The sequence below is a fragment of the Streptomyces sp. JB150 genome, assembly GCF_011193355.1.
GTDB lineage: Bacteria > Actinomycetota > Actinomycetes > Streptomycetales > Streptomycetaceae > Streptomyces.
This window is the reverse complement of record NZ_CP049780.1, coordinates 4,723,522-4,748,680: the sequence shown is the minus strand read 5'-3', so window position 1 is coordinate 4,748,680 and position 25,159 is coordinate 4,723,522. Positions and strand designations below refer to the sequence as shown.

At 72.7% G+C, this 25,159-nt stretch carries 22 protein-coding genes; 11 read left to right on the top strand and 11 right to left on the bottom strand.

Annotated elements, in window-relative coordinates:
- Positions 1–152: 152 nt before the first annotated feature.
- Positions 153–1,397 (bottom strand): Ig-like domain-containing protein, encoded by a 1,245-nt coding sequence (locus tag G7Z13_RS22150; RefSeq protein WP_166001931.1) that lies wholly within the window; start codon positions 1,395–1,397, stop codon positions 153–155.
- 242 nt (positions 1,398–1,639) lie between these two features.
- The gene (locus tag G7Z13_RS22145; protein ID WP_166001929.1) at positions 1,640–1,981 is read right to left on the bottom strand and encodes a hypothetical protein; all 342 of its coding nucleotides are present in this window, start codon (positions 1,979–1,981) and stop codon (positions 1,640–1,642) included.
- A gap of 109 nt (positions 1,982–2,090) precedes the next feature.
- On the opposite strand from G7Z13_RS22145, the gene G7Z13_RS22140 reads away from it, so the two are divergent.
- The gene (locus G7Z13_RS22140; RefSeq protein ID WP_166001927.1) at positions 2,091–2,534 is read left to right on the top strand and encodes a cell wall protein; all 444 of its coding nucleotides are present in this window, start codon (positions 2,091–2,093) and stop codon (positions 2,532–2,534) included.
- Positions 2,535–2,590: 56 nt separating this feature from the next.
- Positions 2,591–3,379, top strand: coding sequence for a hypothetical protein (locus G7Z13_RS22135; RefSeq protein ID WP_166001925.1), 789 nt, complete (start codon positions 2,591–2,593; stop codon positions 3,377–3,379).
- 54 nt (positions 3,380–3,433) lie between these two features.
- On the opposite strand, the gene hutH is transcribed toward G7Z13_RS22135, so the two are convergent.
- From hutH to G7Z13_RS22120, 3 genes are all read right to left on the bottom strand, one after another.
- A complete protein-coding gene (gene hutH / locus G7Z13_RS22130) occupies positions 3,434–4,972 on the bottom strand; it encodes a histidine ammonia-lyase (RefSeq protein ID WP_166005199.1) in 1,539 nt (512 codons plus the stop codon).
- 68 nt (positions 4,973–5,040) lie between these two features.
- Positions 5,041–6,186 (bottom strand): GGDEF domain-containing protein, encoded by a 1,146-nt coding sequence (locus G7Z13_RS22125; protein WP_166001923.1) that lies wholly within the window; start codon positions 6,184–6,186, stop codon positions 5,041–5,043.
- A 135-nt stretch (positions 6,187–6,321) separates the two neighbouring features.
- The gene (locus G7Z13_RS22120; protein ID WP_166005197.1) at positions 6,322–7,122 is read right to left on the bottom strand and encodes an enoyl-CoA hydratase-related protein; all 801 of its coding nucleotides are present in this window, start codon (positions 7,120–7,122) and stop codon (positions 6,322–6,324) included.
- Between the two features lie 938 nt (positions 7,123–8,060).
- Here G7Z13_RS22120 and G7Z13_RS22115 point away from each other — a divergent pair.
- The gene (locus tag G7Z13_RS22115; RefSeq protein ID WP_166001921.1) at positions 8,061–8,588 is read left to right on the top strand and encodes a hypothetical protein; all 528 of its coding nucleotides are present in this window, start codon (positions 8,061–8,063) and stop codon (positions 8,586–8,588) included.
- Between the two features lie 46 nt (positions 8,589–8,634).
- On the opposite strand, the gene G7Z13_RS22110 is transcribed toward G7Z13_RS22115, so the two are convergent.
- Together G7Z13_RS22110 and G7Z13_RS22105 are read right to left on the bottom strand one after the other, a co-directional pair.
- Complete coding sequence (locus tag G7Z13_RS22110) at positions 8,635–9,753, bottom strand: adenylate/guanylate cyclase domain-containing protein (RefSeq protein ID WP_166001919.1); 1,119 nt, start codon at positions 9,751–9,753, stop codon at positions 8,635–8,637.
- Between the two features lie 210 nt (positions 9,754–9,963).
- Positions 9,964–10,836 carry a biotin--[acetyl-CoA-carboxylase] ligase gene (locus G7Z13_RS22105; RefSeq protein WP_166001918.1) on the bottom strand — a complete coding sequence of 291 codons (873 nt, stop codon included), beginning with the start codon at positions 10,834–10,836 and terminating at the stop codon, positions 9,964–9,966.
- A gap of 110 nt (positions 10,837–10,946) precedes the next feature.
- Here G7Z13_RS22105 and G7Z13_RS22100 point away from each other — a divergent pair, with 110 nt between their 5' ends.
- Both G7Z13_RS22100 and G7Z13_RS22095 read left to right on the top strand, forming a co-directional pair.
- Entirely contained in the window at positions 10,947–12,530 is a 1,584-nt protein-coding gene (locus tag G7Z13_RS22100) for an acyl-CoA carboxylase subunit beta (RefSeq protein WP_166001916.1), read from the top strand.
- A 15-nt stretch (positions 12,531–12,545) separates the two neighbouring features.
- Positions 12,546–12,755, top strand: coding sequence for an acyl-CoA carboxylase subunit epsilon (locus tag G7Z13_RS22095; RefSeq protein ID WP_166001914.1), 210 nt, complete (start codon positions 12,546–12,548; stop codon positions 12,753–12,755).
- Positions 12,756–12,958: 203 nt separating this feature from the next.
- On the opposite strand, the gene G7Z13_RS22090 is transcribed toward G7Z13_RS22095, so the two are convergent.
- Positions 12,959–14,182, bottom strand: coding sequence for an SGNH/GDSL hydrolase family protein (locus tag G7Z13_RS22090; protein ID WP_166001912.1), 1,224 nt, complete (start codon positions 14,180–14,182; stop codon positions 12,959–12,961).
- Between the two features lie 124 nt (positions 14,183–14,306).
- Between G7Z13_RS22090 and G7Z13_RS34140 the strand changes: the two genes are divergently transcribed.
- Together G7Z13_RS34140 and G7Z13_RS22085 are read left to right on the top strand one after the other, a co-directional pair.
- On the top strand, positions 14,307–14,435 hold the full coding sequence (locus G7Z13_RS34140) for a hypothetical protein (protein ID WP_277347411.1): 129 nt from the start codon (positions 14,307–14,309) through the stop codon (positions 14,433–14,435).
- A gap of 88 nt (positions 14,436–14,523) precedes the next feature.
- Complete coding sequence (locus G7Z13_RS22085; protein ID WP_166001910.1) at positions 14,524–15,132, top strand: nucleoside triphosphate pyrophosphatase; 609 nt, start codon at positions 14,524–14,526, stop codon at positions 15,130–15,132.
- A 40-nt stretch (positions 15,133–15,172) separates the two neighbouring features.
- On the opposite strand, the gene G7Z13_RS22080 is transcribed toward G7Z13_RS22085, so the two are convergent.
- Positions 15,173–15,616, bottom strand: a complete 444-nt coding sequence (locus G7Z13_RS22080; protein ID WP_166001908.1) for a hypothetical protein — start codon at positions 15,614–15,616, stop codon at positions 15,173–15,175.
- A 372-nt stretch (positions 15,617–15,988) separates the two neighbouring features.
- Between G7Z13_RS22080 and G7Z13_RS22075 the strand changes: the two genes are divergently transcribed.
- Positions 15,989–17,764, top strand: coding sequence for a biotin carboxylase N-terminal domain-containing protein (locus G7Z13_RS22075; RefSeq protein WP_166001906.1), 1,776 nt, complete (start codon positions 15,989–15,991; stop codon positions 17,762–17,764).
- A gap of 422 nt (positions 17,765–18,186) precedes the next feature.
- Here the strand turns inward: G7Z13_RS22075 and G7Z13_RS22070 are convergent, their stop codons facing one another.
- Positions 18,187–19,167 carry a DeoR/GlpR family DNA-binding transcription regulator gene (locus tag G7Z13_RS22070; RefSeq protein ID WP_166001903.1) on the bottom strand — a complete coding sequence of 327 codons (981 nt, stop codon included), beginning with the start codon at positions 19,165–19,167 and terminating at the stop codon, positions 18,187–18,189.
- 166 nt (positions 19,168–19,333) lie between these two features.
- Positions 19,334–20,782, bottom strand: a complete 1,449-nt coding sequence (locus tag G7Z13_RS22065; protein WP_166001901.1) for an NAD(P)H-quinone dehydrogenase — start codon at positions 20,780–20,782, stop codon at positions 19,334–19,336.
- Positions 20,783–20,888: 106 nt separating this feature from the next.
- Between G7Z13_RS22065 and G7Z13_RS22060 the strand changes: the two genes are divergently transcribed.
- The 3 genes from G7Z13_RS22060 (at position 20,889) to G7Z13_RS22050 (ending at position 24,191) form a co-directional block, all read left to right on the top strand.
- Complete coding sequence (locus G7Z13_RS22060; RefSeq protein ID WP_166001899.1) at positions 20,889–21,326, top strand: gamma-glutamylcyclotransferase; 438 nt, start codon at positions 20,889–20,891, stop codon at positions 21,324–21,326.
- A 126-nt stretch (positions 21,327–21,452) separates the two neighbouring features.
- Positions 21,453–22,277 (top strand): purine-nucleoside phosphorylase, encoded by an 825-nt coding sequence (locus G7Z13_RS22055; protein WP_166001897.1) that lies wholly within the window; start codon positions 21,453–21,455, stop codon positions 22,275–22,277.
- Positions 22,278–22,556: 279 nt separating this feature from the next.
- On the top strand, positions 22,557–24,191 hold the full coding sequence (locus G7Z13_RS22050) for a phospho-sugar mutase (RefSeq protein ID WP_166001895.1): 1,635 nt from the start codon (positions 22,557–22,559) through the stop codon (positions 24,189–24,191).
- Positions 24,192–25,159 lie beyond the last annotated feature (968 nt).

Below are 25,159 nucleotides of genomic sequence, written 5' to 3'. Positions count from 1 at the left end.
GGCGCGTGATGAGGGGATAAGGCAGCGATAAGAGCAGGATGAGAAGAGCGGGCTGAACGAGAGCGGGATGAGCAGCCCCGGAGATGCGCGGATGCCGCCTCCCCCGGAGGGGAAGCGGCATCCGTCGCGTCAGGGTGAGGGGTGAGCCCGCGTCAGATCGCGGAACCCGCCTTCCACTGCGCCCAGTCCATGTTCCAGCCGTTCAGGCCGTTGTCCGGGGCGATGGTCTTGTCGCCGGTGTTCTTCACCACGACGACGTCACCGACGATCGAGTTGTTGAAGAACCAGGCACCCGGCGTGTTCGGGTCGTCGGCGCCCTTGGTGTCGGACAGGCCCACGCAGCCGTGGCTGGTGTTCACGCTGCCGAAGATGGACTTCGCGCCCCAGTAGTTGCCGTGGATGAAGGTGCCGGACGTCGACAGACGCATGGCGTGCGGCACGTCCTTGATGTCGTACTCGCCCTTGCCGTCGTCGTCGGTGAAGCCGACCGTCGCGCCGTTCATCCGGGTCTCCTTGAACTTCTCGGAGATCACCATCTGGCCCTCGTACGTCTTGTTCTCGGGCGAGCCGGCGGAGATCGGAATGGTCCGGATGACCTTCCCGTCCTGCATGACCTTCATCTGCTTGGTCTCCGCGTCGACGACGGAGACCTGGTTGCGGCCGATGGTGAAGGAGACCGTCTTCTGCTGGACGCCGTAGACACCCTCGGCACCCTCGACGCCGTCGAGCGCCAGCTTCAGGGTGACCTTGGAGCCTTCCTTCCAGTACTCCTCCGGGCGGCAGTCCATGCGGTTGGCGTTGAACCAGTGGCAGGCGACCTCCTGGCCACTGGTCGTCGAGACGGTGATGCCCTTCTGGACCTCCGCCTTGTTGGTGATCGCCTTGTCGAAGTTGATCGACACCGGCATGCCCACGCCGACGGTGGAGCCGTCCTCGGGCGTGAAGGAGCCTATGAAGCTGTTGGCCGGGGAGACCGTGGTGAAGGAGGCGTTCTCGTGCGCCTCCCGGCCGTCGGCGTCCTTAGCGGTCACCGCGATCTTGTAGGTGGTGGCGCGCTCCAGCTGGGTGCTGGGCTTCCAGCTGGTCTTGTCCGCGGATATCTCACCGGCGACGGCCGTGCCGTCCGCGGTGGTCATCTTCACCTCGGTGAGCGTGCCCTTGCCGACCGTCACCGTGGCGGAGTTGTTGATGGAGGCGTTGTTGGAGCCGTCCTTGGGTGTGATCTTGATCTGGGCCTCGGAGGTCTTCTGCGCCGCCGCCTCGTCGACCTTCGCCTGCGAGGTGTCGTTGCCCTCGTTGCCGGAGGCATCCTCGCCGGTACAGGCCGAGAGCACCAGCACACCGCCGAGCAGTGCGGACGCGACCGTCAGGCCCTTGCGCCGCTTACTGTTCGTCATCACACGCTTCTCCATCGTTGCCGATTCCCCAGAACCCCGAGAGTCCCCGTTACAAGGCTTCAACGCTACGACCGGTTCGTCCCGTTCCACATTCCCTGGATGTGTGGGGCACACCACGTCCGCCGCCGGGCCGGCCGGGTGCGGGTGTCGGTCAGTGCGCCCCTTGAGACGAACGAACCCCGGGCGGCGGTTGCCCCCGGGGTCACTATTTTTCCCGTGCCTTCCCCGGGCGCCCGACCGCCCTACACCTCGTCCGGGTTCTCTTCCTCGTCGTCGGCATCGTCGTCGGCGTCCCATTCCGGCGCGTCCGGGTCGTAGTCCACTCGCTCGCTGCTCCAGGAGGCCTGCTGGAGTTCGATCCCCGGCACCTCACCGACCAGGTCGAACGGGTCCACGAGATACGCCAGGGCCTCCGCGGTGTCCTCCGTGACGGCACTCTCGGCGTGTACCCGCTCCTCGGCGGGCATATCCGGTTCGGCGGCGATCCGGCGCAGCGCGGCCTTGGTGACCGCGTCGGCGTCGTCGACCTCGACGACGAGTTCCACGCGAAGCCGTACAAAACGTGATGTCTCTGCAGTGCTCATGCCCGGAGCGTACGGCCCGGGGCGCCCGTGACTTTCCCGTGACCCGCGCCTTTCACTAACATCGCCCCACACGGCCAATTCGCCAGCGCCACAAGGGGATCGATATTCCGTGTCATCCGCTCGCCGTCCGTTGCTGACCGCCACCGCCGCGGGGACCCTGCTGGGTGCCCTGTGGTTCGTCCCTTCCGCCAACGCGACCTCGGACGAAGCGGTCAGACAGCAGGATTCGGCCACCCGGGCCGGCCAGGCCATCCAGGCAGGCGAGGCCGGCCAGACCGGTCACGCCGGTCAGGCCACCGAGGACCGTCGGATCGACCAGGCCGGCCAGGCCGTGCGCGTGTCGCAGGAGGAGCAGGGCGCGCAGGACGCGCGGACGGCGCCCACCACCCAGGTGGAGGCGGCGTCGCTGACGACCACGTCCGAGGGGGAGACCCGGCTCGCCGACACCGGCAGCTTCGACAGCACGCCGTATGTCGTCGGCGGCACGCTCTCCCTGACGGTGGGTGCCGGGTTCGTGGTGTATTCGGTGCGCAGGGAGCGTCTTGGGCTGTAAGTCCGGGAAGATAATCCGGCTTGACGTTTTCTTGACGTGGCGTTCATAGTCCGCTCATGAAGAGATCATCGGGCGCGCGACTGGGCGCCACAGCTGTTGTGGGCGCTCTGTCGCTCGCCCTCGTCACGGGCTGCGGCTCCGGGTCGGACGACAAGAAGGACACCGGTTCGGGCTCGCAGGCCGAGGCCGCGAAGGCGCTCACCGCGGCGGAGCTGAAGGACCGCATCGTCGCCAAGGGCGATGTCGAGGGGTTCGCGTTCAGCGGCGTGCAGCAGGCCGACTTCCCGGCCGACAAGAAGGCCGTCACGGGCGACGAGCAGTGCAAGCCGCTCGCGTACGTGATGAGCGGTCTGGCCCCGGGCGACGCCGCGGCCGAGACCAACACCATGGCGACGGAGGAGAAGTCGCCCACCGACACCGCCTCGAAGTCCCTGGACGAGCTGACCGAGGGTGAGTTCGAGGACGCGCTCGGCGACTCGATGAACCTGAACGTCACGGTCGTCGGCCTGTCGTCCTACGACGGTGACGGCGCCGAGAAGACGTTCAAGACCGTTTCCGACGCCGTCGCGGCCTGCGCCGGCGGCTTCACCGTCGGCTCCGGCGGCGAGGACCAGAAGTTCACCAAGGTCGCCGAGACCAAGGCCTCGGGCACGGGTGACGAGTCGATCGCGTTCGCCGCGACCGGCGACATGGACGGCCAGCCGGGCGTCGTGCACGGCGAGGTCGTGCGGCACGGCAACAACGTCGCCGCCTACTACACGATGAACATCGGCGCGATGATGACCGGCAAGGAGTACGACGTGCCGGCCCCGCTCGTCGAGGCCCAGGCCGGCAAGCTCAAGTAGCCCTCGTCGTGGTGTGAGGGGCCCCGTCCGCAGTGCCGGACGGGGCCCTTCGCGTCAGCGGAGGGGTCCGGTGACCGTCTCCACCGCCGCGACCAGCCGGCCCTCGCGCACGAACGCGTCGGCCGCCGCGAGGTCGGGGGCGAGGAAGCGGTCGGGGCCGGGGCCCTCGACGCCCGCGGCGCGGACCGCGTCCAGGACGGCGCGGGTCGCCGGGGCCGGGGTCAGGCCCTCGCGCAGCTCGACGGCGCGGGTGGCGGCGTACAGCTCGATGGCGAGGACGCGGGTCAGGTTGTCCACGGCCGTGCGCAGCTTGCGCGCCGCCGACCAGCCCATGGAGACGTGGTCCTCCTGCATCGCGGAGGACGGGATGGAGTCCGCCGACGCCGGGACGGCCAGCCGCTTCAGCTCGCTGACCAGCGCCGCCTGGGTGTACTGGGCGATCATCAGGCCGCTGTCCACGCCCGCGTCGTCGGCGAGGAACGGCGGCAGGCCGTGGCTGCGGTTCTTGTCCAGCAGCCGGTCGGTGCGGCGCTCGGCGATGGAGGCGAGGTCGGCGGCGGCGATGGCGAGGAAGTCCAGCACGTACGCCACCGGGGCGCCGTGGAAGTTGCCGTTGGACTCGACCCGCCCGTCGGGGAGGACGACGGGGTTGTCGACGGCGGCGGCCAGCTCGCGCTCGGCGACCAGGCGGGCGTGCGCGAGGGTGTCGCGGCCGGCGCCGGCGACCTGCGGGGCGCAGCGCACCGAGTAGGCGTCCTGGACGCGGGGCGCGTCGTCCTGGTGGTGGCCGGTGAGGCCGGAGCCCTCGAGGACGGCGAGCATGTTGGCGGCGGCGTCGCCCTGCCCGGGGTGGGGGCGGATGGCGTGCAGCTCGGGCGCGAGCACCTTGTCGGTGCCGAGCAGCGCTTCGAGGCTGAGGGCGGCGGTGACGTCGGCGGACTTGTAGAGCGTCTCGAGATCGGCCAGGGCCATGATCAGCATGCCGAGCATGCCGTCGGTGCCGTTGAGGAGGGCGAGGCCTTCCTTCTCGCGCAGCTCGACGGGGGCGATGCTGTGCTCGGCGAGCAGCTCCCCGGCGGGCCGTACGGCACCGTCGGGGCCCTCGGCGTCGCCCTCGCCCATGAGCGTGAGGGCGCAGTGGGAGAGCGGGGCGAGGTCGCCGGAGCAGCCCAGGGAGCCGTACTCGTGCACGACCGGGGTGATACCGGCGTTCAGGACGTCCGCCATGGTCTGCGCGACCTCGGGCCGCACGCCAGTGTGTCCGGAGCAGACGGTCTTCAGCCGCAGGAACATCAGGGCCCGCACCACCTCCCGCTCGACGCGCGGGCCCATGCCGGCGGCGTGCGAGCGGACGATGTTGCGCTGGAGCTGAGTGCGCAGCTCCTGGCCGATGTGCCGGGTCGCGAGGGCGCCGAAGCCGGTGGAGACGCCGTAGACGGGGTCCGGCTTGGCCGCCAGCGCGTCCACGATCTCGCGGGCCGCGGTGAGTGCGGCCACCGCCTCCCCGGAAAGCTCGACGCGGGCGCCGCCGCGGGCCACGGCGAGGACGTCGGACGCGGTGACGCCGGACGTCCCCACCACCACAGTGTGCATATCCATATTCAGGAGCGTACGCAGTGAATTCGAGAATGTCACCAGTGGAGTCGGCGTTCACCCCTTACTCACACGTCCCGCCCCCTGAACCGCCGCCGCTCGCGACCCGACTCGTGCGACGGCTCGTCGGCCAGGCGCACGACGGGGTCGTCGGGGCCCTCGCGCCCGGCGACCACCGGGCGGTGGGAGCGGTCCGCCTTGGCGCGGTACTGGGCCGCGTCGGCCAGCCGGAACAGGCGGCGGGCGGAGCGCACGGTGCCGATCGGCTCCTCGGTGGAGGCCACCCCGCAGGCGACGCCCTCGCCCAGCTCCAGCTCGGACGCCCTGCGGCACAGCTCGTCGGCCACCTTCACCACGTCCCCGGCGGGCGGGCCGACCGCCAGCAGGCAGAACTCGTCCCCGCCGAGCCGGGCGACGAGGGTGTTGGGAAGCATCGCCCCGCACAGTGACAGCACCGAGCCGAACCGCTCCAGCAGCCGGTCCCCGACGGCGTGCCCCAGCGTGTCGTTGACCCGCTTGAGCCCGTTCAGGTCGCAGACCACGAGACTGACGACCACCCCTTCCCTGCGATGCCGCTCCACGGCCTCGTCCAGCCGCATGTCGACGGCGCGGCGATTGGCCAGGCCGGTGAGGGAGTCGGTGAACGCGAGCCGGCGCGCCTCCTCCAGCCGTTCCGTCTGCGCGATGCCCGCCGCGACCACGGCGGCCAGCACGGTCGCGAAGTCCGCGTCGTCCCGGCCGAACACCGGCGTCCCGGCCGGGCGGGCCACATACAGCTCACCCCACGCCCGCCCGTGCAGCACGATCGGCGCGACGACACACGAGCCGCGCCCGCGCCGGCGCAGGGCCGCGACCCGCTCGTGCACGAAGCCCGCGCGCCCCTCGGTCGGCCCGTCGGCGGTCTCCACCCAGGCGTCCGGCTCGCCCCCGGAGGCCCACTGCTCGTGCAGGAACTCGGTGATCTCGGCAAACTGGTGCACCGGATAGGTCTCGTCCTCCGGGAACTCCGCCTCGTCCGGTGCCCGGTCCCCCACGTTCACCAGGACCCGCAGCCGACCCAGCTCCCGCTCCCACACCGACAGCGCCGCGAAGCTCCCGTCCAGCGCCCGGCACGCCCCCACCGCCGCCGCCCGCCACGACTCCCGCGGAGTGCGCGCCGCCGCCATCCCCTGCGCCAGCGCGACGACGTCCGCGAGCCGCTTGTCCTCACCCATTGCTCCAGGCTAGGGAGGTTCCGCCCGTTGTGGGACGTTGAAGCGGCGCATGGAGTGATCACGGTGAGGAGCGTGGTGTTTCCGGGAACGAGGGGACCTCTGGGGTGATAGACAGCCGGCGGGGCGCCGCCGCTCTCACTCCCCGGGCCACTGCGGCTTCCGCTTCTCGTTGAAGGCGGCCACTCCCTCCGCCCGGTCGCCGGAGAAGGCCACCGAGCGCCAGGCGGCGTCCTCGACCTCCAGACCGGCCGGGAGGTCGAGGCCGTGCCCGAGGCGCAGGGCGCGCTTGGCCGCGCGCAGGCCGACCGGCGAGTTAACGGCGATGCGGGAGGCCAGGGACAGGGCCTCCGCACGATCGCGCCCCTCGTCCACCAGAACGTCGACCAGCCCCAGCTCCCGCGCCTCCGGCGCCTCCACCCGGCGCGCCGTGAAGATCAGCTCGGCGGCGCGGGCCGCACCCACTCTGCGGGGCAGCAGCTGCGTACCGCCGCCCCCGGGGATCACACCCACCGACACCTCCGGCAGGCCCACCACCGCCGTACGGTCCGCCACGATCACGTCGCAGGACAGCGCCAGCTCGAACCCTCCGCCCAGCGCGAAGCCGTGCACCGCCGCGATCGTCGGCACCGGCAGCTCCAGCACGCCGGTGTACGCCCCGCGCGCGACCGGGCGCTGACGGACCAGGTCCGCGTCCGTGAAGGAGTTGCGCTCCTTCAGGTCCGCGCCGACGCAGAACGCCCGCTCGTGCGTCGACGTCAGCACGACCACTCGCACGTCCCGGTCCGCGGCCAGCGCCGCGCACGCCCCCGCGATCGATCGCGCCATCTCCGTCGACACCGCGTTCATCGCCTTGGGCCGGTCGAGTGCCAGCTCCGCGACATGGCCGGCCTCGTACCGCCGCACCAGCACGAACTCCCCGAACCGCTCCTCGCTCACAACGCCCTCGCTCACGACACCCTCCGGTTAACGCGGGTTAACAGCACTCCCCCGATCATCGCAGCCCCGCCCCGCCGGGAAAAGGGCCTCCCACCCTCACTCACCCCTGATCCACCCCCGACCCGACCCCGGCCCGTCCCCGAGGCCGACACCCCGTTCGAGTGACATCCCGCCGACTCCCGCCCCCGCTCCCCAGGGAGCGCCTAACGTGCTCCGCCACGGCGCACCGGGGGCGCACTCATCGGGGAGGGATCAATCGCATGGCGCGCGAAACGAACACCGGCACGAAGGGCACGGCGGGTACGGCCGGCCTGACGGGCAGAGCGGGCACAGCCGGCCTGACGGGCAGGCCGAGTACGGCCGGCCTGGCGGGCCGGGCGGGCACGCCGGGCAGCGCGGGCATGGCTGGTACGCCCAGCAGGGCCGGTACGCCGAGCAGGGCCGGTACGCCGGGCAAGGCGGGCACCGCCGGCGCGGCGCGCGGAAGCACCACGCCCACGCCCACGCCCACGCCCACGGCCACGGCCACGGCCACGGCCAAGCCCACTAGGACGTCCGGCACGGCCGCGAAGGCCGCCGCACCCGCGAGAGCCACCAGGACCACCGGGAGGCCTGCGCCCGCTGGGACGCCCGCGACCACCGGAGCCGCCAGGACCGCCGGGACGCCCGCGACCTCTGCGACCTCTGCGACCTCTGCGACCTCTGCGACCTCTGCGACCTCTGCGACCTCTGCGACCGCCAGGATTCCCGGACCCACCAAGCCCGCAACGAACAGCGCACCCCCACGGACCAGCGCACCCCCGAAGGCCGCCACGCCCGCGAGAACCCCCACCCCCGCCACCCCGAGAAGCGGCAAGCCCCTCACCCGTGGCCGTCACCGGCGCCCCCGCACCCGGAAACTACTGCTCGTCGCGGCCGGGCTCGCCGTCGCCGCCGGTGTGCTGAGCCTCGTACGGCTCACGCCGGACACGGGCGTGATCGGCGGGTTCGGCACCACGCACACCGACCCCGCCGGCACGAACCCCGCAACGTCCGACGACAGCGGCAGCGGCAGCGGCAGCAGCTACACGAGCACCGACCGGGCGCAGGCCCCGACCACGGCCGCCCCCCACCTCGCCACCGCCCCCGAGCGCGCCCCCTCCGCGCCCTCCGCGCCCTCCGCGCTGGGCGGTACGGACGGCGCGGCCGGCACGGCGCCGATCCCCACCGCGACCGCCTCGCCGACGCACACCGGCATCGCCGTACCCGGCACCACGAACCCGCAGGTCCCGAACCCGCCCGCGCCCCCGAAGGCCACGAACGCCCCTCGGCCGGATCCCGCGTCACCGCAAAAACCCGCTCCCGCGCCCAAGCCCAAGCCGACCGCCACCCCCGACCCGACGACCACTCCCCCCGCGCCGGACCACCCCGACGACCCGGGCCTGTGCCTGCCGGTCATCGACTTCTGCCTGGGCGGGCTGGACTGAAGCAGGAAGCGCCCCTCCGCCACCGCGCCCGCGCCCGCGCGCGGCCCTACGCCGACGTATCCCGCCGCGTCAGCAGCCACGGCTCCACCACGCCCAGCCCACGCACCGGCCGCTGCCACATCGGCTGGAGCGCGAAGCGGTACGCCGGCGGCTGCTCGCCCTCCTTCTCCGCGGCGGCCGCGGCCTCCGCCGCCGCCGCCTCGGAGGCCGGGGCCTCCCCGGTGCGGATCAGCTCCTCGGCGAAGGCGCTGTCGACCAGCACGGCGTCCCGGGGCGCTATCGACGTCAACCGGGAGGCGAGGTTCACCGTCGTACCGAAGACATCACCCATACGGGTCGTGACCGTGCCGAAGGCGATGCCCACGCGCAGCTCGGGCATCGTCGCGTCGTTCGCCATGGTCTCGATCAGCCGCAGCGCGATCTCCGCGGCGACGCCCGCGTCGTCGGCGGCGTACAGCACCTCGTCGCCGAGCGTCTTGATGAGCCGGCCGCCGCGCGCGGCCACCAGGTCGGCGGCCGTGGTCTCGAAGGCCTCGACCAGCTCGCCCAGCTCTTCCTCCTCCAGCCGGCGGGTCAGCCGGGTGAAGCCGACGAGGTCGGCGAAGCCGACGGCCAGCCGCCGGTCCACCATCTCCTCGTCGTCTGCGGCCTGCACGACCCGGCCCGTCGCGGCGGCCAGCTGCCGCCGCCAGACGTAGACCAGGAACTCCTCCAGCTCGGGCAGCAGCAGTTCCACCAGGGGATACGTGACCTCGGTGCGGGTCATGCCGGGCTCGGGCGGCTCGGTCAGGCCCTCCAGGAAGGAGTCGATCTGCCACTCGGCCAGACGGGCGGTGGTCTGGCCCGTCGACCGGGCCACCTGCACCGCCATCGCCTCGCTCAGCAGGCCCGCCTCGACCAGACCGGCCAGGCGGCGCAGGGCGAGGACGTCCGCCTCGGTGAGGGCCTTGGCCTGCCCGATGTCGGCGAAGCCCATGGCCCGCCAGAAGCGGGACGCCAGCTCCATGGAGACACCGGCGCTGCGGGCCGCCTGGAAGGGGGTGTAGCGGCGCTCGGCGCCGAGGATGAGCTGTTCGAGGCGGAGCGCGAGGGGATCCTCACCGGGGTCGGTGCCGTCGGGCGCTGGGTTACGACCCATGCCGGAGCCCGTGTCGTCGACGGTCACGCCTGTTGCCCTTCCGATCTGCCACGGTCAGGTATCGACCGGCCTCAACTCTACGGCAGATGTGCGCCAGCTCACTCCGTCGGGCCGAGCGGGGCGGCGCAGGTGGTGGGTTCCTGTCGTCCGCCGGGTGCGGGTCGTCCGTGGCTGGTCGCGCCCACGCGGCGGAGCCGCACACCGATACCGGCCCGCGCCCCTTGCGGGGCGCCCCCCTCACGCGGGTCGCAGGTGCACGATGTCTCCGGCGCCCACCGGCTCCTGCACGCCGTCCTCCGTCGCGATCACCAGCCTGCCGTCGCCGTCCACCGCCACGGCCTCCCCCACCACCGACCGGTCCCCCGGCAGCTCCGCCCGGACCACCCGGCCCAGGGTCGCGCAGCCCGCCGCGTAGGTGTCCTGCAGACCGCAGGCCCCCGGGTCGCCGCCGGCCGCGCGCCAGCGGCCGTACCAGTCCTCCAGGGACCGCAGGATGCCGCGCAGCAGCGGGTCGCGGTCCGTGCCGGCGGCCCCGGCGAGCGCCAGCGAGCCCGCCTGCGGGACGGGCAGCTCCTCCGCGCGCAGGGTGACGTTGATGCCGACGCCGATGACGACGCCGTCCGCGCCGGCCCGCTCGGCGAGGATGCCGCCCGCCTTGCGCTCCTCGCCGCCCACGGTCACCAGCAGGTCGTTGGGCCACTTGAGGGCCGTGTCGACGCCGGCCGTGCGGGACAGGGCGGTGGCCACGGCGACGCCGGTGAGCAGGGGGAGCCAGCCCCAGCGGGCCACCGGCACCTCGGCCGGCCGCAGCAGTACGGAGAAGAACAGCCCGGAGCGGGGCGGGGCCGTCCACTGGCGGTCGAGGCGGCCCCGCCCGGAGGTCTGCTCCTCGGCGACGAGGATCACGCCCTCGGGCGTGTCGCCGGCGGCGGCCCGGGCCACCAGGTCGCTGTTGGTGGAGCCGGTGCGCTGCACGACCTCCACGTCCGACCACAGACCGCCCTCGCGGACCAGCGCCCGGCGCAGCGCGGCGGCGTTGAGGGGCGGCCGGTCCAGGTCCGACCAGCGGCTGTCTCCCGGCCTGTCTCCTGATGCATCTCGCGGCGTCATGCAAGCCACCCTAGGTGTGGGAAACACCGCACTGCCGACCGGTGGGTCCGCCACTACTGTACGGATGAGTAACCGTCCCCCCTTTTGAGCAGGCAGGGAGCCGCATCCCGATGTCCGAGCCGGAAGAGATCGACATTCACACGACCGCGGGGAAGCTCGCGGATCTCCAGCGCCGCATCGAGGAGGCGACGCACGCCGGCTCCGCCCGCGCCGTGGAAAAGCAGCACGCCAAGGGCAAGCTGACGGCTCGTGAGCGGATCGATCTGCTGCTGGACGAGGGCTCGTTCGTGGAGCTGGACGAGTTCGCCCGGCACCGCTCCTCCAACTTCGGCCTGGACGCCAACCGCCCCTACGGCGACGGTGTCGTGACCGGTTACGGCACCGTCGACGGCCGTCCGGTCGCCGTGTTCTCGCAGGACTTCACCGTCTTCGGCGGTGCCCTCGGCGAGGTCTACGGCCAGAAGATCGTCAAGGTGATGGACTTCGCGCTGAAGACCGGCTGCCCGGTCATCGGCATCAACGACTCCGGCGGCGCGCGCATCCAGGAGGGTGTGGCCTCGCTCGGGGCGTACGGCGAGATCTTCCGCCGCAATACGCACGCCTCCGGGGTCATCCCGCAGATCAGCCTCGTCGTCGGCCCGTGCGCGGGCGGCGCGGTCTACTCCCCGGCGATCACCGACTTCACGGTGATGGTCGACCAGACCTCGCACATGTTCATCACCGGCCCGGACGTCATCAAGACCGTCACCGGTGAGGACGTCGGCTTCGAGGAGCTGGGCGGCGCGCGGACCCACAACACGGCCTCCGGTGTGGCCCACCACATGGCGGGCGACGAGAAGGACGCCATCGAGTACGTCAAGCAGCTGCTGTCGTACCTGCCGTCCAACAACCTGTCCGAGCCGCCGGCGTTCCCGGAGGACGCGGACCTGTCCGTCACGGACGAGGACCGCGAGCTGGACACCATCGTCCCGGACTCGGCGAACCAGCCGTACGACATGCACACCGTCATCGAGCACGTTCTCGACGACGGGGAGTTCTTCGAGACGCAGCCGCTGTTCGCGCCGAACATCCTCACCGGCTTCGGCCGGGTCGAGGGCCGTCCGGTCGGCATCGTCGCCAACCAGCCGATGCAGTTCGCGGGCTGCCTGGACATCGACGCGTCCGAGAAGGCGGCGCGGTTCGTGCGCACCTGCGACGCGTTCAACGTGCCGGTCCTGACCTTCGTGGACGTGCCGGGCTTCCTCCCCGGCGTGGACCAGGAGCACACCGGCATCATCCGGCGCGGCGCCAAGCTGATCTACGCCTACGCCGAGGCCACCGTGCCGCTGATCACCGTCATCACCCGCAAGGCGTTCGGCGGCGCGTACGACGTGATGGGCTCCAAGCACCTGGGCGCCGACCTCAACCTGGCCTGGCCCACCGCCCAGATCGCGGTCATGGGCGCGCAGGGCGCGGTCAACATCCTGCACCGCCGCACCATCGCGGAATCGGACGATCCGGAGGCGACCCGCGCCCGGCTGATGCAGGAGTACGAGGACACCCTCCTCAACCCCTACATCGCGGCCGAGCGCGGCTACGTGGACGCGGTGATCATGCCGTCGGAGACCCGCCGGCACATCGTCCGCGGCCTGCGTCAGCTGCGGACGAAGCGGGAATCCCTGCCTCCGAAGAAGCACGGCAACATCCCCCTCTAGGTCGCTGGAGCGGTCATGAACATCAAGGTCGTACGGGGCAACCCGACCCCGGAGGAGCTGGCCGCCGCACTGGCGGTGGTCCGCGTCCGCGCCGCGGCGGCGGCCGCCACGCCGCCCGGCGCGCCGGCCCCCCGCGACTCCTGGTCCGACCCGTCCCGCATCGCCGCCCGCCGCCTGCCCCACCCGGGCCCGGCGACGTGGTCCCGCACGTACTGGCCCGGCTGACGACCGGGCGGGCGCCCTGCCCGAGGACCGGGGCAGGGCGCCGCTGACCAGGTCCGCCCGCCATGATGTCGGCCACCACCTCGAAACCCGGCTCCGTCCGGGCGCAGGCGGTGGCTGGCCGATGCCGTACGCGTCCGGCCGGGCCGGCGCCCGCACGTACGGCGCCCAGCGCACGCCCGTCCCGGCCGGGCCGGGGCCGCGGGTCAGGCCGTGACCGCGGGGCGACGCGGAGCGAGGGCCCGGGCCGGTCCCCGGTCACCGGCCGGGTCCGGGTCCTGGTCGTGGTCCAGTACGTGCGCGACCGCCTCGGCCATCACCTCGTAGCCCGCGTCGTTCGGGTGCAGGTGGTCGCCGAAGTCGTACGACGGGTGCAGCCGGTCCGGGTCCGACGGGTCGGCCAGCAGCCGCTGGAAGTCCAGCACGGCGTCGTACTCGCCCGCGCCGCGGATCCACGCGTTCAGCTCGCTGTTCACCTTCGCCGCGTGCTTCCCCCAGTGGTCGGACCCGCCGAACGGCACCAGGGTCGCGCCGATCACCCGCAGGCCCCGCCCGCGCGCCTGCCGGATCAGCTCCCGGTGGCCCGCGATCAGCTCGCCGGCCTCCACGACCGGTGCCGGGTGGTACGTGGGCTGCTCGTCCGTCTCGCTGAAGCCGATGTCGTTCAGCCCGATCAGCACGACGAGGGTGTCCACGCCGGAGTGGTCGAGGACGTCGCGGGCGAGCCGGCGCACGCCCTTCTCGCCGTACCACGCGGAGTCGTTGAGCAGCAGGTTCCCGCCGATCCCGGCGTTGAGGACGGGGCGCCCGGTGCGCCGGGCGAGCGCGTCGGACCAGCGGCGGTCGGCGCCCGGCGTGGACCCGAAGCCGTCGGTGAGGGAGTCGCCGAACAGGGCGACACCGTCCGCGCGGCCCGCGTCGGTCTCGACCGCGGACAGGACGTACCAGGACTCGGTGACGGCGTCGAAGCCCGCGCCGGTGACGTCGGCGAGGAGGTCGCCCGGGCCGCGGTGGCTGCGGGTGAAGGCCTGGGCGTGGAAGGTGGCCGGTCCGGTGGCGGCCTCGAAGTACAGGGTGACGGTCACCGGCTCCCCGGCGGCCACGACGAGTTCCGCCGGGTCGCTCACGATCTGACCGCGCGCCGCTATCGCGACCTCGTGCGCCCCCTGGAAGGTGAGGCGCCGCACCGAGCCCGGCTCCACGCCCGCACCGGACGCCGTACGGGCGACGGAGGCACCGGCCAGGTGCAGCGGGGAGGTGCCGTACGCGTTCGACAGCCGGATGCGCACCCGCCCGCCGCCCGCGGTGAGCCGGACCACCTGCCGCACGGACTGGCGCCAGAAGCCCTCCCGGGACCAGTTGGGGGTGAAGCCTTCGCTGGGAGCCTGGGGCGCGGCGGTCCAGGCGGTGGTGAAGTCGGCAGCGCTCATGACACACGACCCTTCCAAACGGGACTGATGTTCCTTTAGCTTAACGACACTTCAGACCCTTTAGGTGAAAGTTGAGTACGCGTACTCAGGCGCCGCCCGAGCGGACCGCCGGACGATGGCAGGCATGCTGTGGTCCGACCCCGAGAACGAACCGCCCCAGGAACTGCGCGACACGCAGGTGATGCTGCGGCGGCTGGGCGTTCTCATGGCGCTGGCCATGGTGCTCGCGATGATCGTCATCGGGCTCGGGTGACACCGGCGGGACGGGGCGGGACCAGCGGGGCGGGTCGGGACCGGCGGGACGGATGAACCGGGGGCGGCCACGCCGTTAACCTGACAGCATGACCGATCAGCCGCGCCGCCGACTCGTGCTCGCCTCCCAGTCCCCCGCCCGCCTGGGCCTGCTCCGCCAGGCGGGGCTCGACCCCGAGGTGATCGTCAGCGGCGTCGACGAGGACGCCGTCACCGCGCCCACCCCCGCCGAGCTGGCCCTCGCCCTCGCCGAGGCCAAGGCCTCCGTCGTCGCGGCGCGGCCCGAGGTGATGGGCGCGCTCGTGATCGGCTGCGACTCGGTCCTCGACCTGGACGGCCAGGCGCTGGGCAAGCCCGGCGACCCGGAGGAGGCCACCGCCCGCTGGAAGTCGATGCGCGGCCGGGCCGGCACCCTGCAGACCGGCCACTGCGTCTACGACACGGCGTCCGGCCGCTACGCCTCCGCCACCGCCTCCACCGTCGTCCGCTTCGGCCACCCGACCGACGAGGAGATCGCCGCCTACGTCGCCTCCGGGGAGCCCCTCCACGTCGCCGGCGCCTTCACCCTCGACGGCCGCTCGGCCCCCTTCATCGACGGCATCGACGGCGACCACGGCAACGTCATCGGCATCAGCCTGCCGCTCGTCCGCAAGCTGCTGGCCCAGCTGGGCGTCAACATCACGGACCTGTGGACGTGACGCCGGGCCCGTGACCCGCGGACCCGGCCGGGGAGGGCGCTCAGGCCGTCGCCGCGCCGCCCTCCGGCAGCGTGGGTTCCGCGGGCTTCGCCCCCCGCCCGTCGTACGTCATCAGCAGCAGCACGATCAGGCCGAGCACCAGCACCATGAACAGGAACGCCGGCCACCCCACCAGCCCCCACACGAACGCGCCCAGCAGTCCGTGCACCACGGCCGCGCTGATCAGCAGGACGCGCCCGAGGCCCGCGGCGGGGCGGTCGCGGAGGGCCACGAGCAGGGCCACGAGGCCGCACAGGGCGAAGTAGAGGCCGAAGACCACGCCGCCGATCTTCGACGAGGTCGCCATGACGTCGGGGTCGAGCCCGGCCAGCGACATGTCCTGGCGGTCGACCACCACCCCGAGGAACCAGTTCAGCCCCGCGATGCCCAGCGCCTCGGCGAAGAGCACGACCGCCACGATCCATGCCACCGGCCTGCGCACCACGGTTCCACCCACCTTCGACCCTCGCCGGAGCAAGGCTGCTGTTACCCCAAGTACGGTATGGACATCGCGAACGCTACTAACGGGTAAACCAAGGGACAAGACTTCCGCGCGAGGCAAAGAACCATTGGGCCATTCGTAGGGACTCGACAAAGAAACTGAGTGGCCCGCAGCACCTGATGACAGAGACCTTGACCACAGCGGACGGCTAGGGTTTCCCGCAGGAGTCCTGCGTACCACGGTGCGACAAGGGATTTCGCGGGTCGAGCGAGCCTCGAATCACGCTCCGTGTGGGCAAGCTCACCATTGGGGACGGGTCGAAGTGCCGTGTCGGCAGTCCCTAAACTCGGCTTGTTTCAAGGAGGGAGCCTCATCGTGCGCAAGGTGCTCATCGCCAACCGTGGCGAAATCGCTGTCCGCGTTGCCCGGGCCTGCCGGGACGCCGGTATCGCGAGCGTGGCCGTCTACGCCGACCCGGACCGGGACGCTCTGCATGTCCGCGCCGCGGATGAGGCGTTCGCTCTGGGCGGTGACACTCCGGCCACCAGCTACCTGGACATCGAGAAGGTGCTGAAGGCCGCCAAGGAATCCGGCGCCGACGCCGTTCACCCGGGCTACGGCTTCCTCTCGGAGAACGCCGAGTTCGCCCAGGCCGTCCTCGACGCGGGCCTGATCTGGATCGGCCCGCCCCCGCAGGCGATCCGCGACCTCGGCGACAAGGTCGCCGCCCGCCACATCGCCCAGCGCGCCGGCGCCCCCCTCGTCGCGGGCACCTCCGACCCGGTCTCCGGTGCGGACGAGGTCGTGGAGTTCGCCAAGGAGCACGGCCTGCCCATCGCGATCAAGGCCGCCTTCGGCGGCGGCGGCCGCGGTCTGAAGGTCGCCCGGACCCTCGAAGAGGTCCCCGAGCTGTACGACTCGGCCGTGCGCGAGGCGATCGCCGCGTTCGGCCGCGGCGAGTGCTTCGTCGAGCGCTACCTCGACAAGCCGCGCCACGTCGAGACCCAGTGCCTCGCCGACAAGCACGGCAACGTGGTCGTCGTCTCGACCCGTGACTGCTCCCTCCAGCGCCGCCACCAGAAGCTGGTGGAGGAGGCCCCGGCCCCGTTCCTCTCCGAGGAGCAGCTCGCCGAGCTGTACCGCGCCTCCAAGGCCATCCTGAAGGAGGCCGGCTACGTCGGCGCCGGCACCGTGGAGTTCCTCGTCGGCGTCGACGGCACGATCTCCTTCCTGGAGGTCAACACCCGCCTCCAGGTCGAGCACCCCGTCACCGAGGAGGTCGCGGGCATCGACCTGGTGCGCGAGATGTTCCGCATCGCCGACGGCGAGGAGCTCGGCTACGACGACCCGGTGCTGCGCGGCCACTCCTTCGAGTTCCGCATCAACGGCGAGGACCCGGGCCGCAACTTCCTGCCCGCCCCCGGCACCGTCACGAAGTTCGCCCCGCCCTCCGGCCCGGGCGTGCGCCTGGACGCGGGCGTGGAGTCCGGCAGCGTCATCGGCCCCGCCTGGGACTCGCTGCTCGCCAAGCTCATCGTCACCGGCCGCACCCGCAAGGAGGCCCTGGAGCGGGCCTCGCGCGCGCTGGCCGAGTTCGAGGTCGAGGGCATGGCCACCGCCATCCCGTTCCACCGCAAGGTGGTCACCGACCCCGCCTTCGCGCCGGAGCTGACCGGCTCGACCGACCCGTTCACGGTCCACACCCGCTGGATCGAGACCGAGTTCGTCAACGACATCAAGCCGTTCACGGCCCCCGCGGACACCGCCGAGGCCGACGAGGAGACCGGCCGCGAGACCGTCGTCGTCGAGGTCGGCGGCAAGCGCCTGGAGGTCTCCCTGCCCTCCTCGCTCGGCATGTCCCTGGCCCGCACCGGCCTCGCCGCCGGCGCCAAGCCCAAGCGCCGCGCCGCGAAGAAGTCCGGCCCCGTCGCCTCCGGCGACACCCTCGCCTCCCCCATGCAGGGCACGATCGTCAAGATCGCCGTGGAGGAGGGCCAGGAGGTGAAGGAGGGCGACCTCGTCGTCGTCCTGGAGGCCATGAAGATGGAGCAGCCCCTCAACGCCCACAAGTCGGGCACCATCAAGGGCCTCACCGCCGAGGTCGGCGCCTCCATCACCTCGGGCGCCGCCATCTGCGAGATCAAGGACTGACCCGGACGACGTCCGGACATGCGTCACGCGCCCGGCGGGGTTCCCTCCGCCGGGCGCACGGCGTTCCCGGCCGTACGACGAGCAGTCGTCGCCCTACGACGGACAGGGGCCGCGCAGAAGGCGGCAGCCGACAGCGGGGAACGGCCCCTGCGACCGCGGGAGCGGTACCGAGACCACTCCGAAGCCCCCCCGGCGCAGGGAGCGGCACCGGGACCACCGAAAGCGGCACCCCGACTGCGGGGAGCGGCCCCCGGCCACGGGGAACAGCACCCGGCCGCAGGGAGCGGCACCCGGCCACGGGGAACAGCACCCGGCCGCGGGGAGCGGCACCCCCGCCACGGACACCGGCACCCCCGCCGCAGAAAACGGCACCATGACCGCCGGAGCGGCGGCGCCGCCCTACGCCCCGTCCGCCGCGCGCCTCACCGCCGCCGCAGATCGGCCACGCGCGCGCCGCGCTCGGCCCCGGGCGGCTGGTCCGTGCCCATGACCGCGGCCGCGCGCAGCTGACCGCCGGGGACCTGGCCACGGCGCGGCCCCGGAACGGGCACGTCCCGGCGCTGCTGGCGCCCCGGCGCGTCACCTCCCGCGCTGCCGTGGCCCCCGGAATTTCCCGGGGCGCCGGTGCCCGCGACGGCGATCTGGACGCCCTGGTCGGCGAGGGCCTGCAGCTCGGTGGCCGCGCGGTCGTCGTGCGGCGGGGGCTCGTCGGTGACGAGGCGGGTGATGACGTCCGTCGGCACGGTCTGGAACATGGTGTCCGTGCCGAGCTTGGTGTGGTCGGCGAGGACCACCACCTCCGCGGCGGCCTGCACGAGCGCGCGGTCGACGGAGGCGGAGAGCATGTTGGACGTGGACAGCCCGCGCTCGGCGGTGAGCCCGCTCCCGGAGAGGAAGGCCCGGGAGACCCTGAGGCCCTGGAGGGACTGTTCGGCGCCGGAGCCGACGAGGGCGTAGTTGGACCCGCGCAGCGTGCCGCCGGTCATCACGACCTCCACCCGGTTGGCGTGCGCGAGGGCCTGCGCCACGAGCAGCGAGTTGGTGACGACGGTCAGCCCCGGGATCCGGGCGAGCCGGCGGGCCAGCTCCTGCGTCGTGGTGCCCGCCCCGACGACGATGGCCTCGCCCTCTTCGACGAAGTTGGCGGCGAGGTCGGCGATGGCCGTCTTCTCGGCGGTCGCGAGATGAGACTTCTGCGGAAAGCCGGACTCCCGCGTGAACCCGCCCGGCAGTACCGCACCGCCGTGCCGGCGGTCGAGGAGTCCTTCTGCCTCCAGCGCGCGCACGTCCCGTCGTACGGTCACTTCGGAGGTCTGGACGACGCGGGCGAGCTCACGGAGCGACACGGCCCCGTTCGCTCGCACCATTTCGAGGATCAATTGGCGACGTTCTGCAGCGAACACGAAACTGACAGTAACCCCAACGACCGTCTGCTTTCAGCAGTATGCGCCGAATAACAGAAGTTGTTCGCACAGTAGGGGCGGAAGTGGTATAGAGCCCACTTCCGCCGCCTATGCCAGCCGCACTGTCGGCAACTCACCGTGACCAGCGGGGATGCCGTTTCGGCCGTCAGCCGCCGTCGCCCGCCTTGCGGGTGTGCAGCTGCCGGGCCACCTCGGCGATCGAGCCCGACAGGGAGGGGTACACGGTGAAGGCGTTCGCGATCTGTTCGACCGTCAGATTGTTGTCGACGGCGATCGAGATGGGATGGATCAGTTCCGAGGCGCGCGGCGCCACGACGACACCGCCGACCACGATCCCGGTGCCGGGCCGGCAGAAGATCTTGACGAAACCGTCCCGGATGCCCTGCATCTTCGCGCGCGGGTTGCGCAGCAGCGGCAGCTTCACGACGCGGGCGTCGATCTTCCCGGCGTCCACGTCGGCCTGCGTGTAGCCGACGGTCGCGATCTCGGGGTCCGTGAAGACGTTCGACGAGACGGTCTTCAGGTTCAGCGGCGCCACCGCGTCGCCCAGGAAGTGGTACATGGCGATCCGGCCCTGCATGGCGGCCACCGAGGCGAGCGCGAAGACACCCGTCACGTCACCGGCGGCGTACACACCGGGCGCGGTCGTCCGCGAGACCTTGTCGGTCCAGATGTGCCCGGAGTCCCGCAGCCTGACCCCGGCCTCCTCCAGCCCCATCCCCTCGGTGTTCGGGATGGCGCCGACGGCCATCAGGCAGTGCGTACCGGTGATGACCCGTCCGTCGGCGAGCGTGACCTCGACCCGGTCGCCCACCCGCTTGGCGGACTGGGCGCGCGAGCGCGCCATGACGTTCATGCCGCGCCGCCGGAACACGTCCTCCAGCACGGCGGCGGCGTCCGGGTCCTCGCCGGGCAGCACCCGGTCCCGCGACGACACCAGCGTGACCTTCGAGCCGAGCGCCTGGTAGGCGCCGGCGAACTCGGCACCGGTGACACCGGAACCGACCACGATCAGCTCCTCGGGGAGCTCGTTCAGGTCGTACACCTGCGTCCAGTTCAGGATCCGCTCGCCGTCGGGCCTGGCGTCGGCCAGCTCGCGCGGATGCCCGCCCGTCGCGATCAGCACCGCGTCCGCGACGAGCGTCTCCTCGGTCCCGTCGGCGGCCCGGACCACGACCTTGCGCGAGCCGTCCAGGGCCTGCTGCCCCGCCAGCCGCCCGCGCCCGCGCATCACCCGGGCGCCGGCCCGCGTCACGGACGCCGTGATGTCGTGCGACTGGGCGAGCGCCAGCCGCTTCACCCGGCGGTTGACCTTGCCGAGGTCGACGCCCACCACCCGGGCGGGCGTGTCGATGTGCGGCGTGTCGTCCGCGACGATGATCCCCAGCTCCTCGTACGACGAGTCGAAGGTGGTCATCACCTCGGCCGTCGCGATGAGCGTCTTCGACGGCACGCAGTCGGTGAGGACCGACGCACCGCCCAGACCGTCGCAGTCGACGACGGTCACCTCCGCACCGAGCTGAGCGGCGACCAGCGCCGCTTCGTATCCGCCGGGTCCGCCACCGATGATCACGATCCGAGTCACGTACTCCATTGTCCCGCACGCTTCAAGGTGCGACTGCCCCGGGGGCCCGCCCGGAGTACCACAGATGTCCCAGCAACAAAAGTGACGGCCGAGCCCGCTGCCGTACCCTCTCCCCATGTCGCTCTACGCCGCCTACGCCGGCAATCTCGACGCGCGGCTCATGACGCGCCGCGCTCCTCACTCGCCGCTGCGCGCCACGGGCTGGCTGAACGGCTGGCGGCTGACCTTCGGCGGCGAACAGCTCGGCTGGGAGGGCGCCCTGGCCACGATCGTCGAGGACCCCCTGTCCCAGGTCTTCGTCGCGCTCTACGACATCGCCCCGATGGACGAGGAGTCCCTGGACCGCTGGGTCGGCGTGGACCTCGGCGTCTACCGCCGCCTCCAGGTCCGCGTCCACACCCTCGACGGCGAGGAACAGGCCTGGGTGTACGTCCTCAACGGCTACGAGGGCGGCCTGCCCTCGGCCCGCTATCTGGGCGAGATCGCCGACGCCGCCGAATCCGCCGGAGCCCCCCACGACTACATCATGGAACTGCGCAAACGCCCCTGCTGACCGGCTCACCGGCACCCCGCCGCCCGCACCGTCCGCGCCTGTCGTCGGAAACGACAAGACAACGATCGCGATCCCGTGAGCTCTGTCATCTACGCGCGTAGGCAATGCTCGGCTACCCTCGACCGCGTGAACGCATCTCTTCTTCCGGACGACATCCAGGGCGACCCCTACGCCGCCGCCGACGCCGCCGCCGCGCGCCTGCGCGAACTCACCGGCGCCGAGTCCCACGACGTCGCCCTCGTGATGGGCTCCGGCTGGGCGCCGGCCGTGGACGCGCTGGGCGCTCCCGCAGCCGAGTTCCAGGTCACCGAGCTCCCCGGCTTCCCGCCGCCGGCGGTCGAAGGGCACGGCGGCAAGATCCGCTCCTACCGGATCGGCGACAAGCGCGCCCTGGTCTTCCTGGGCCGCACCCACTACTACGAGGGGCGCGGCGTGGCCTCCGTCGCGCACGGGGTGCGCACCGCCGTCGCCGCGGGCGCGAAGACGGTGGTCCTGACCAACGGCTGCGGCGGCCTGCGCGAGGGCATGCGGCCCGGCCAGCCGGTCCTGATCAGCGACCACATCAACCTGACCGCCACCTCCCCGATCGTCGGCGCCAACTTCGTCGACCTCACCGACCTGTACTCCCCGCGCCTGCGCGCCCTGTGCAAGGAGATCGACCCCACCCTCGAGGAGGGCGTCTACGCGCAGTTCCCCGGCCCGCACTACGAGACCCCGGCCGAGATCCGCATGGCCCGCGTCATCGGCGCGGACCTCGTCGGCATGTCGACCGTCCTGGAGGCCATCGCCGCCCGCGAGGCCGGCGCCGAGATCCTGGGCATCTCCCTGGTCACCAACCTCGCCGCGGGCATGACCGGCGAGCCCCTCAACCACGAGGAAGTCCTCCAGGCCGGCCGCGACTCCGCCGCCCGCATGGGCTCCCTGCTGGCCCAGGTGCTGGGCCGCCTGTAAGCGCGACGGGGGTACCCGGGGTACCCCCACGCACGGCCGGCCGCCGACGGCGGGAAGGGGACGTGCCGGGGGTGTCCGCCCGCAGCGGCCGGCGTACGGCACCGGTCACGCTGCGAGGCACGGCACCGCCGGACCGAGGACGGACACCCCCCGGCACGGCCCCGACCCCCATCCGGCAGGCGGCGGCCACAGCACCCCCGCCCACCCCGCACCGGCCACCGCAGGCACCGGCACCCGCCCCCACGACGACGTAGCAAGACGACCGAGAGGCGACCCGACGTGACGACCGACGACCTCATCGCCCGCGCCAAGGCATGGCTGGCCGAGGACCCCGACGCGGAGACCCGCGACGAACTCGCCAAGCTCATCGAGGCCCACGACGTCCAGGAACTCACCGCCCGCTTCAGCGGCACCCTCCAGTTCGGCACCGCCGGCCTGCGCGGCGAACTCGGCGCCGGCCCCCTGCGCATGAACCGCTCGGTCGTCATCCGGGCCGCCGCCGGCCTCGCCGCGTACCTGAACAAGAACGGCCACACCGGCGGCCTCGTCGTCATCGGCTACGACGCCCGCCACAAGTCCGCGGACTTCGCCCGCGACACGGCCGCCGTCATGACCGGCGCCGGCCTGCGCGCGGCGCTGCTGCCCCGCCCCCTCCCCACCCCCGTCCTCGCCTTCGCCATAAGGCACCTCGGCGCGGTCGCCGGCGTGGAGGTCACGGCCAGCCACAACCCGCCCCGCGACAACGGCTACAAGGTGTACCTGGGCGACGGCTCCCAGATCGTCCCGCCCGCGGACGCGGACATCGCCGCGGAGATCGCCGCGATCCCGTCCCTCACCACGGTCTCCCGTCCCACCGAGGGCTGGGAGACCCTCGACGACAGCGTCCTCGACGCCTATCTGGCGCGCACCGACGCCGTCCTCTCGCCGGACTCCCCCCGCACGGCCCGCACGGTCTACACGGCCATGCACGGCGTCGGCAAGGACACCCTCCTCGCCGCCTTCGCCCGCGCCGGCTTCCCCGCCCCGGACCTGGTCGCCGAACAGGCCGACCCGGACCCGGACTTCCCCACCGTCGCCTTCCCCAACCCGGAAGAGCCCGGCGCGATGGACCTGGCCTTCGCCAGGGCCCGCGAGACGGACCCCGACCTGGTGATCGCCAACGACCCGGACGCCGACCGCTGCGCCGTGGCCGTCAAGGACGGCGCCGACTGGCGCATGCTCCGCGGCGACGAGGTGGGCGCGCTCCTCGCCGCCCACCTGGTGTCCCGCGGGGCGCGCGGCACCTTCGCGGAGTCGATCGTCTCCTCCTCCCTCCTCGGCCGCATCGCCGAGAAGGCGAACCTGCCGTACGAGGAGACCCTGACGGGCTTCAAGTGGATCGCCCGCGTCGAGGGCCTGCGCTACGGCTACGAGGAGGCCCTCGGCTACTGCGTCGACCCGGAGGGCGTCCGCGACAAGGACGGCATCACCGCGGCCCTGCTGATCACGGAACTCGCCTCGGTCCTCAAGGAGCAGGGCCGCACCCTGCCCGACCTCCTCGACGACCTCGCCGTGGAGCACGGCCTGCACGCCACGGACCAGCTGTCGGTCCGCGTGCAGGACCTCTCCCTCATCGCGGACGCGATGCGCCGCCTGCGCGAGCAGCCGCCGACCCAGCTCGCGGGCCTGCCCATCACGAAGGCCGAGGACCTGACCCAGGGCACGGACAAGCTCCCGCCCACCGACGGTCTGCGCTACACGCTCGAAGGCGCCCGCGTCATCGTCCGCCCCAGCGGCACGGAGCCGAAGCTGAAGTGCTACCTGGAGGTCGTCGTCCCGGTGACGGCCCACGCCGACCTCCCGGCCGCCCGCACGAAGGCGACGCAGCTGCTGTCGGCGATCAAGCAGGACCTCTCGGCAGCAGCGGGCATCTGACCGTCCCGACACCCCCGGGGGTGCCCCCGCGGCACCCCCGGCCCACCGTCAGCACACCCCGATCACCTTCCCCCGGCCCGTCCGGCCGACCCGACCCGGCCGACACCCGCCGACCTGTCCAGGCAGCCCGTCAGCCGGGCCCACCCGACCGGTCGCCCCATCCCGGCCGGCCCGACCCGCCCTGCGCGCCCTTTCACCGCAGCCCAGGCGCGGCTCGGCCCGGCCCCTCTGGGTCAGCTCAGCCCGGTTCGACCTTGACCGTCTGGGCCAGCCCAGCCCGGCTCGGTCTCACCCCGTCTGGGCCAGCCCAGCCTGGCTCGACCTCGCCCCCTCTGCGCCAGCCCCGCTCAGCCCAGCCGTCAGCCCGCCCGGCTCGGCCGGCCGACCTTGCCCCGCCGGCCCAGCCGTCGGCCTGTCCCAGCCGGCCCACCGCGATCTGCGCGGCCAGGCCTGCCCGGCGCCCCTGGCCTGGCCAGTGCAGTCCAGCGCACCCCCGCAGCGCGTCAGCCCTGCCCGGCCAGCTGACCCATCCCCGGCCGGCCCAGCGCAGCCCATGAGCCCGGCCCGCTCAGCCCAGTCCTATGAGGCCAGCCCGCTCAGCCCAACCCCATGAGGCCAGCCCGCCCAGCCCGGCCCGGCCGGCCCAGCACCGTAAACCCAGCCACTCAGCGCGGGCCTGGCTGAGCTGCCCCTCCCGTGCCGCGCGGAGGGGCCCCCGGCAGCACACCGGAGCCCCCGACTCAGCCCGACCCAACCAGCCCAGCGCAGCCCACTCAGCCCCCGCTCAGCCAGACCGCTCTGCTCGACCCGACAAGCCCGGCCCGCTCAGCCAGACCGCTCAGTCCCACCCACCAAGCCCGGCCAACCAGCGCCCCCACCAGCGCCCCCGACGCCACCACCGCCCCACCGCCCACACCGAACAGCCCAGCCCGCCACACCGCCCCCCCCACCGCGGGTGCCCCGAGCAC

What these genes read in the sequence shown, in the direction of transcription:
- G7Z13_RS22150 (WP_166001931.1), bottom strand. Translation starts at nt 1,397, where the DNA reads ATGACGAACAGTAAGCGGCGCAAGGGCCTGACGGTCGCGTCCGCACTG.
- G7Z13_RS22145 (WP_166001929.1), bottom strand. Translation starts at nt 1,981, where the DNA reads ATGAGCACTGCAGAGACATCACGTTTTGTACGGCTTCGCGTGGAACTC.
- G7Z13_RS22135 (WP_166001925.1), top strand. Translation starts at nt 2,591, where the DNA reads ATGAAGAGATCATCGGGCGCGCGACTGGGCGCCACAGCTGTTGTGGGC.
- hutH (WP_166005199.1), bottom strand. Translation starts at nt 4,972, where the DNA reads ATGCACACTGTGGTGGTGGGGACGTCCGGCGTCACCGCGTCCGACGTC.
- G7Z13_RS22125 (WP_166001923.1), bottom strand. Translation starts at nt 6,186, where the DNA reads ATGGGTGAGGACAAGCGGCTCGCGGACGTCGTCGCGCTGGCGCAGGGG.
- G7Z13_RS22105 (WP_166001918.1), bottom strand. Translation starts at nt 10,836, where the DNA reads ATGACGCCGCGAGATGCATCAGGAGACAGGCCGGGAGACAGCCGCTGG.
- G7Z13_RS22100 (WP_166001916.1), top strand. Translation starts at nt 10,947, where the DNA reads ATGTCCGAGCCGGAAGAGATCGACATTCACACGACCGCGGGGAAGCTC.
- G7Z13_RS22095 (WP_166001914.1), top strand. Translation starts at nt 12,546, where the DNA reads ATGAACATCAAGGTCGTACGGGGCAACCCGACCCCGGAGGAGCTGGCC.
- G7Z13_RS22090 (WP_166001912.1), bottom strand. Translation starts at nt 14,182, where the DNA reads ATGAGCGCTGCCGACTTCACCACCGCCTGGACCGCCGCGCCCCAGGCT.
- G7Z13_RS34140 (WP_277347411.1), top strand. Translation starts at nt 14,307, where the DNA reads ATGCTGTGGTCCGACCCCGAGAACGAACCGCCCCAGGAACTGCGCGAC.
- G7Z13_RS22085 (WP_166001910.1), top strand. Translation starts at nt 14,524, where the DNA reads ATGACCGATCAGCCGCGCCGCCGACTCGTGCTCGCCTCCCAGTCCCCC.
- G7Z13_RS22065 (WP_166001901.1), bottom strand. Translation starts at nt 20,782, where the DNA reads ATGGAGTACGTGACTCGGATCGTGATCATCGGTGGCGGACCCGGCGGA.
- G7Z13_RS22060 (WP_166001899.1), top strand. Translation starts at nt 20,889, where the DNA reads ATGTCGCTCTACGCCGCCTACGCCGGCAATCTCGACGCGCGGCTCATG.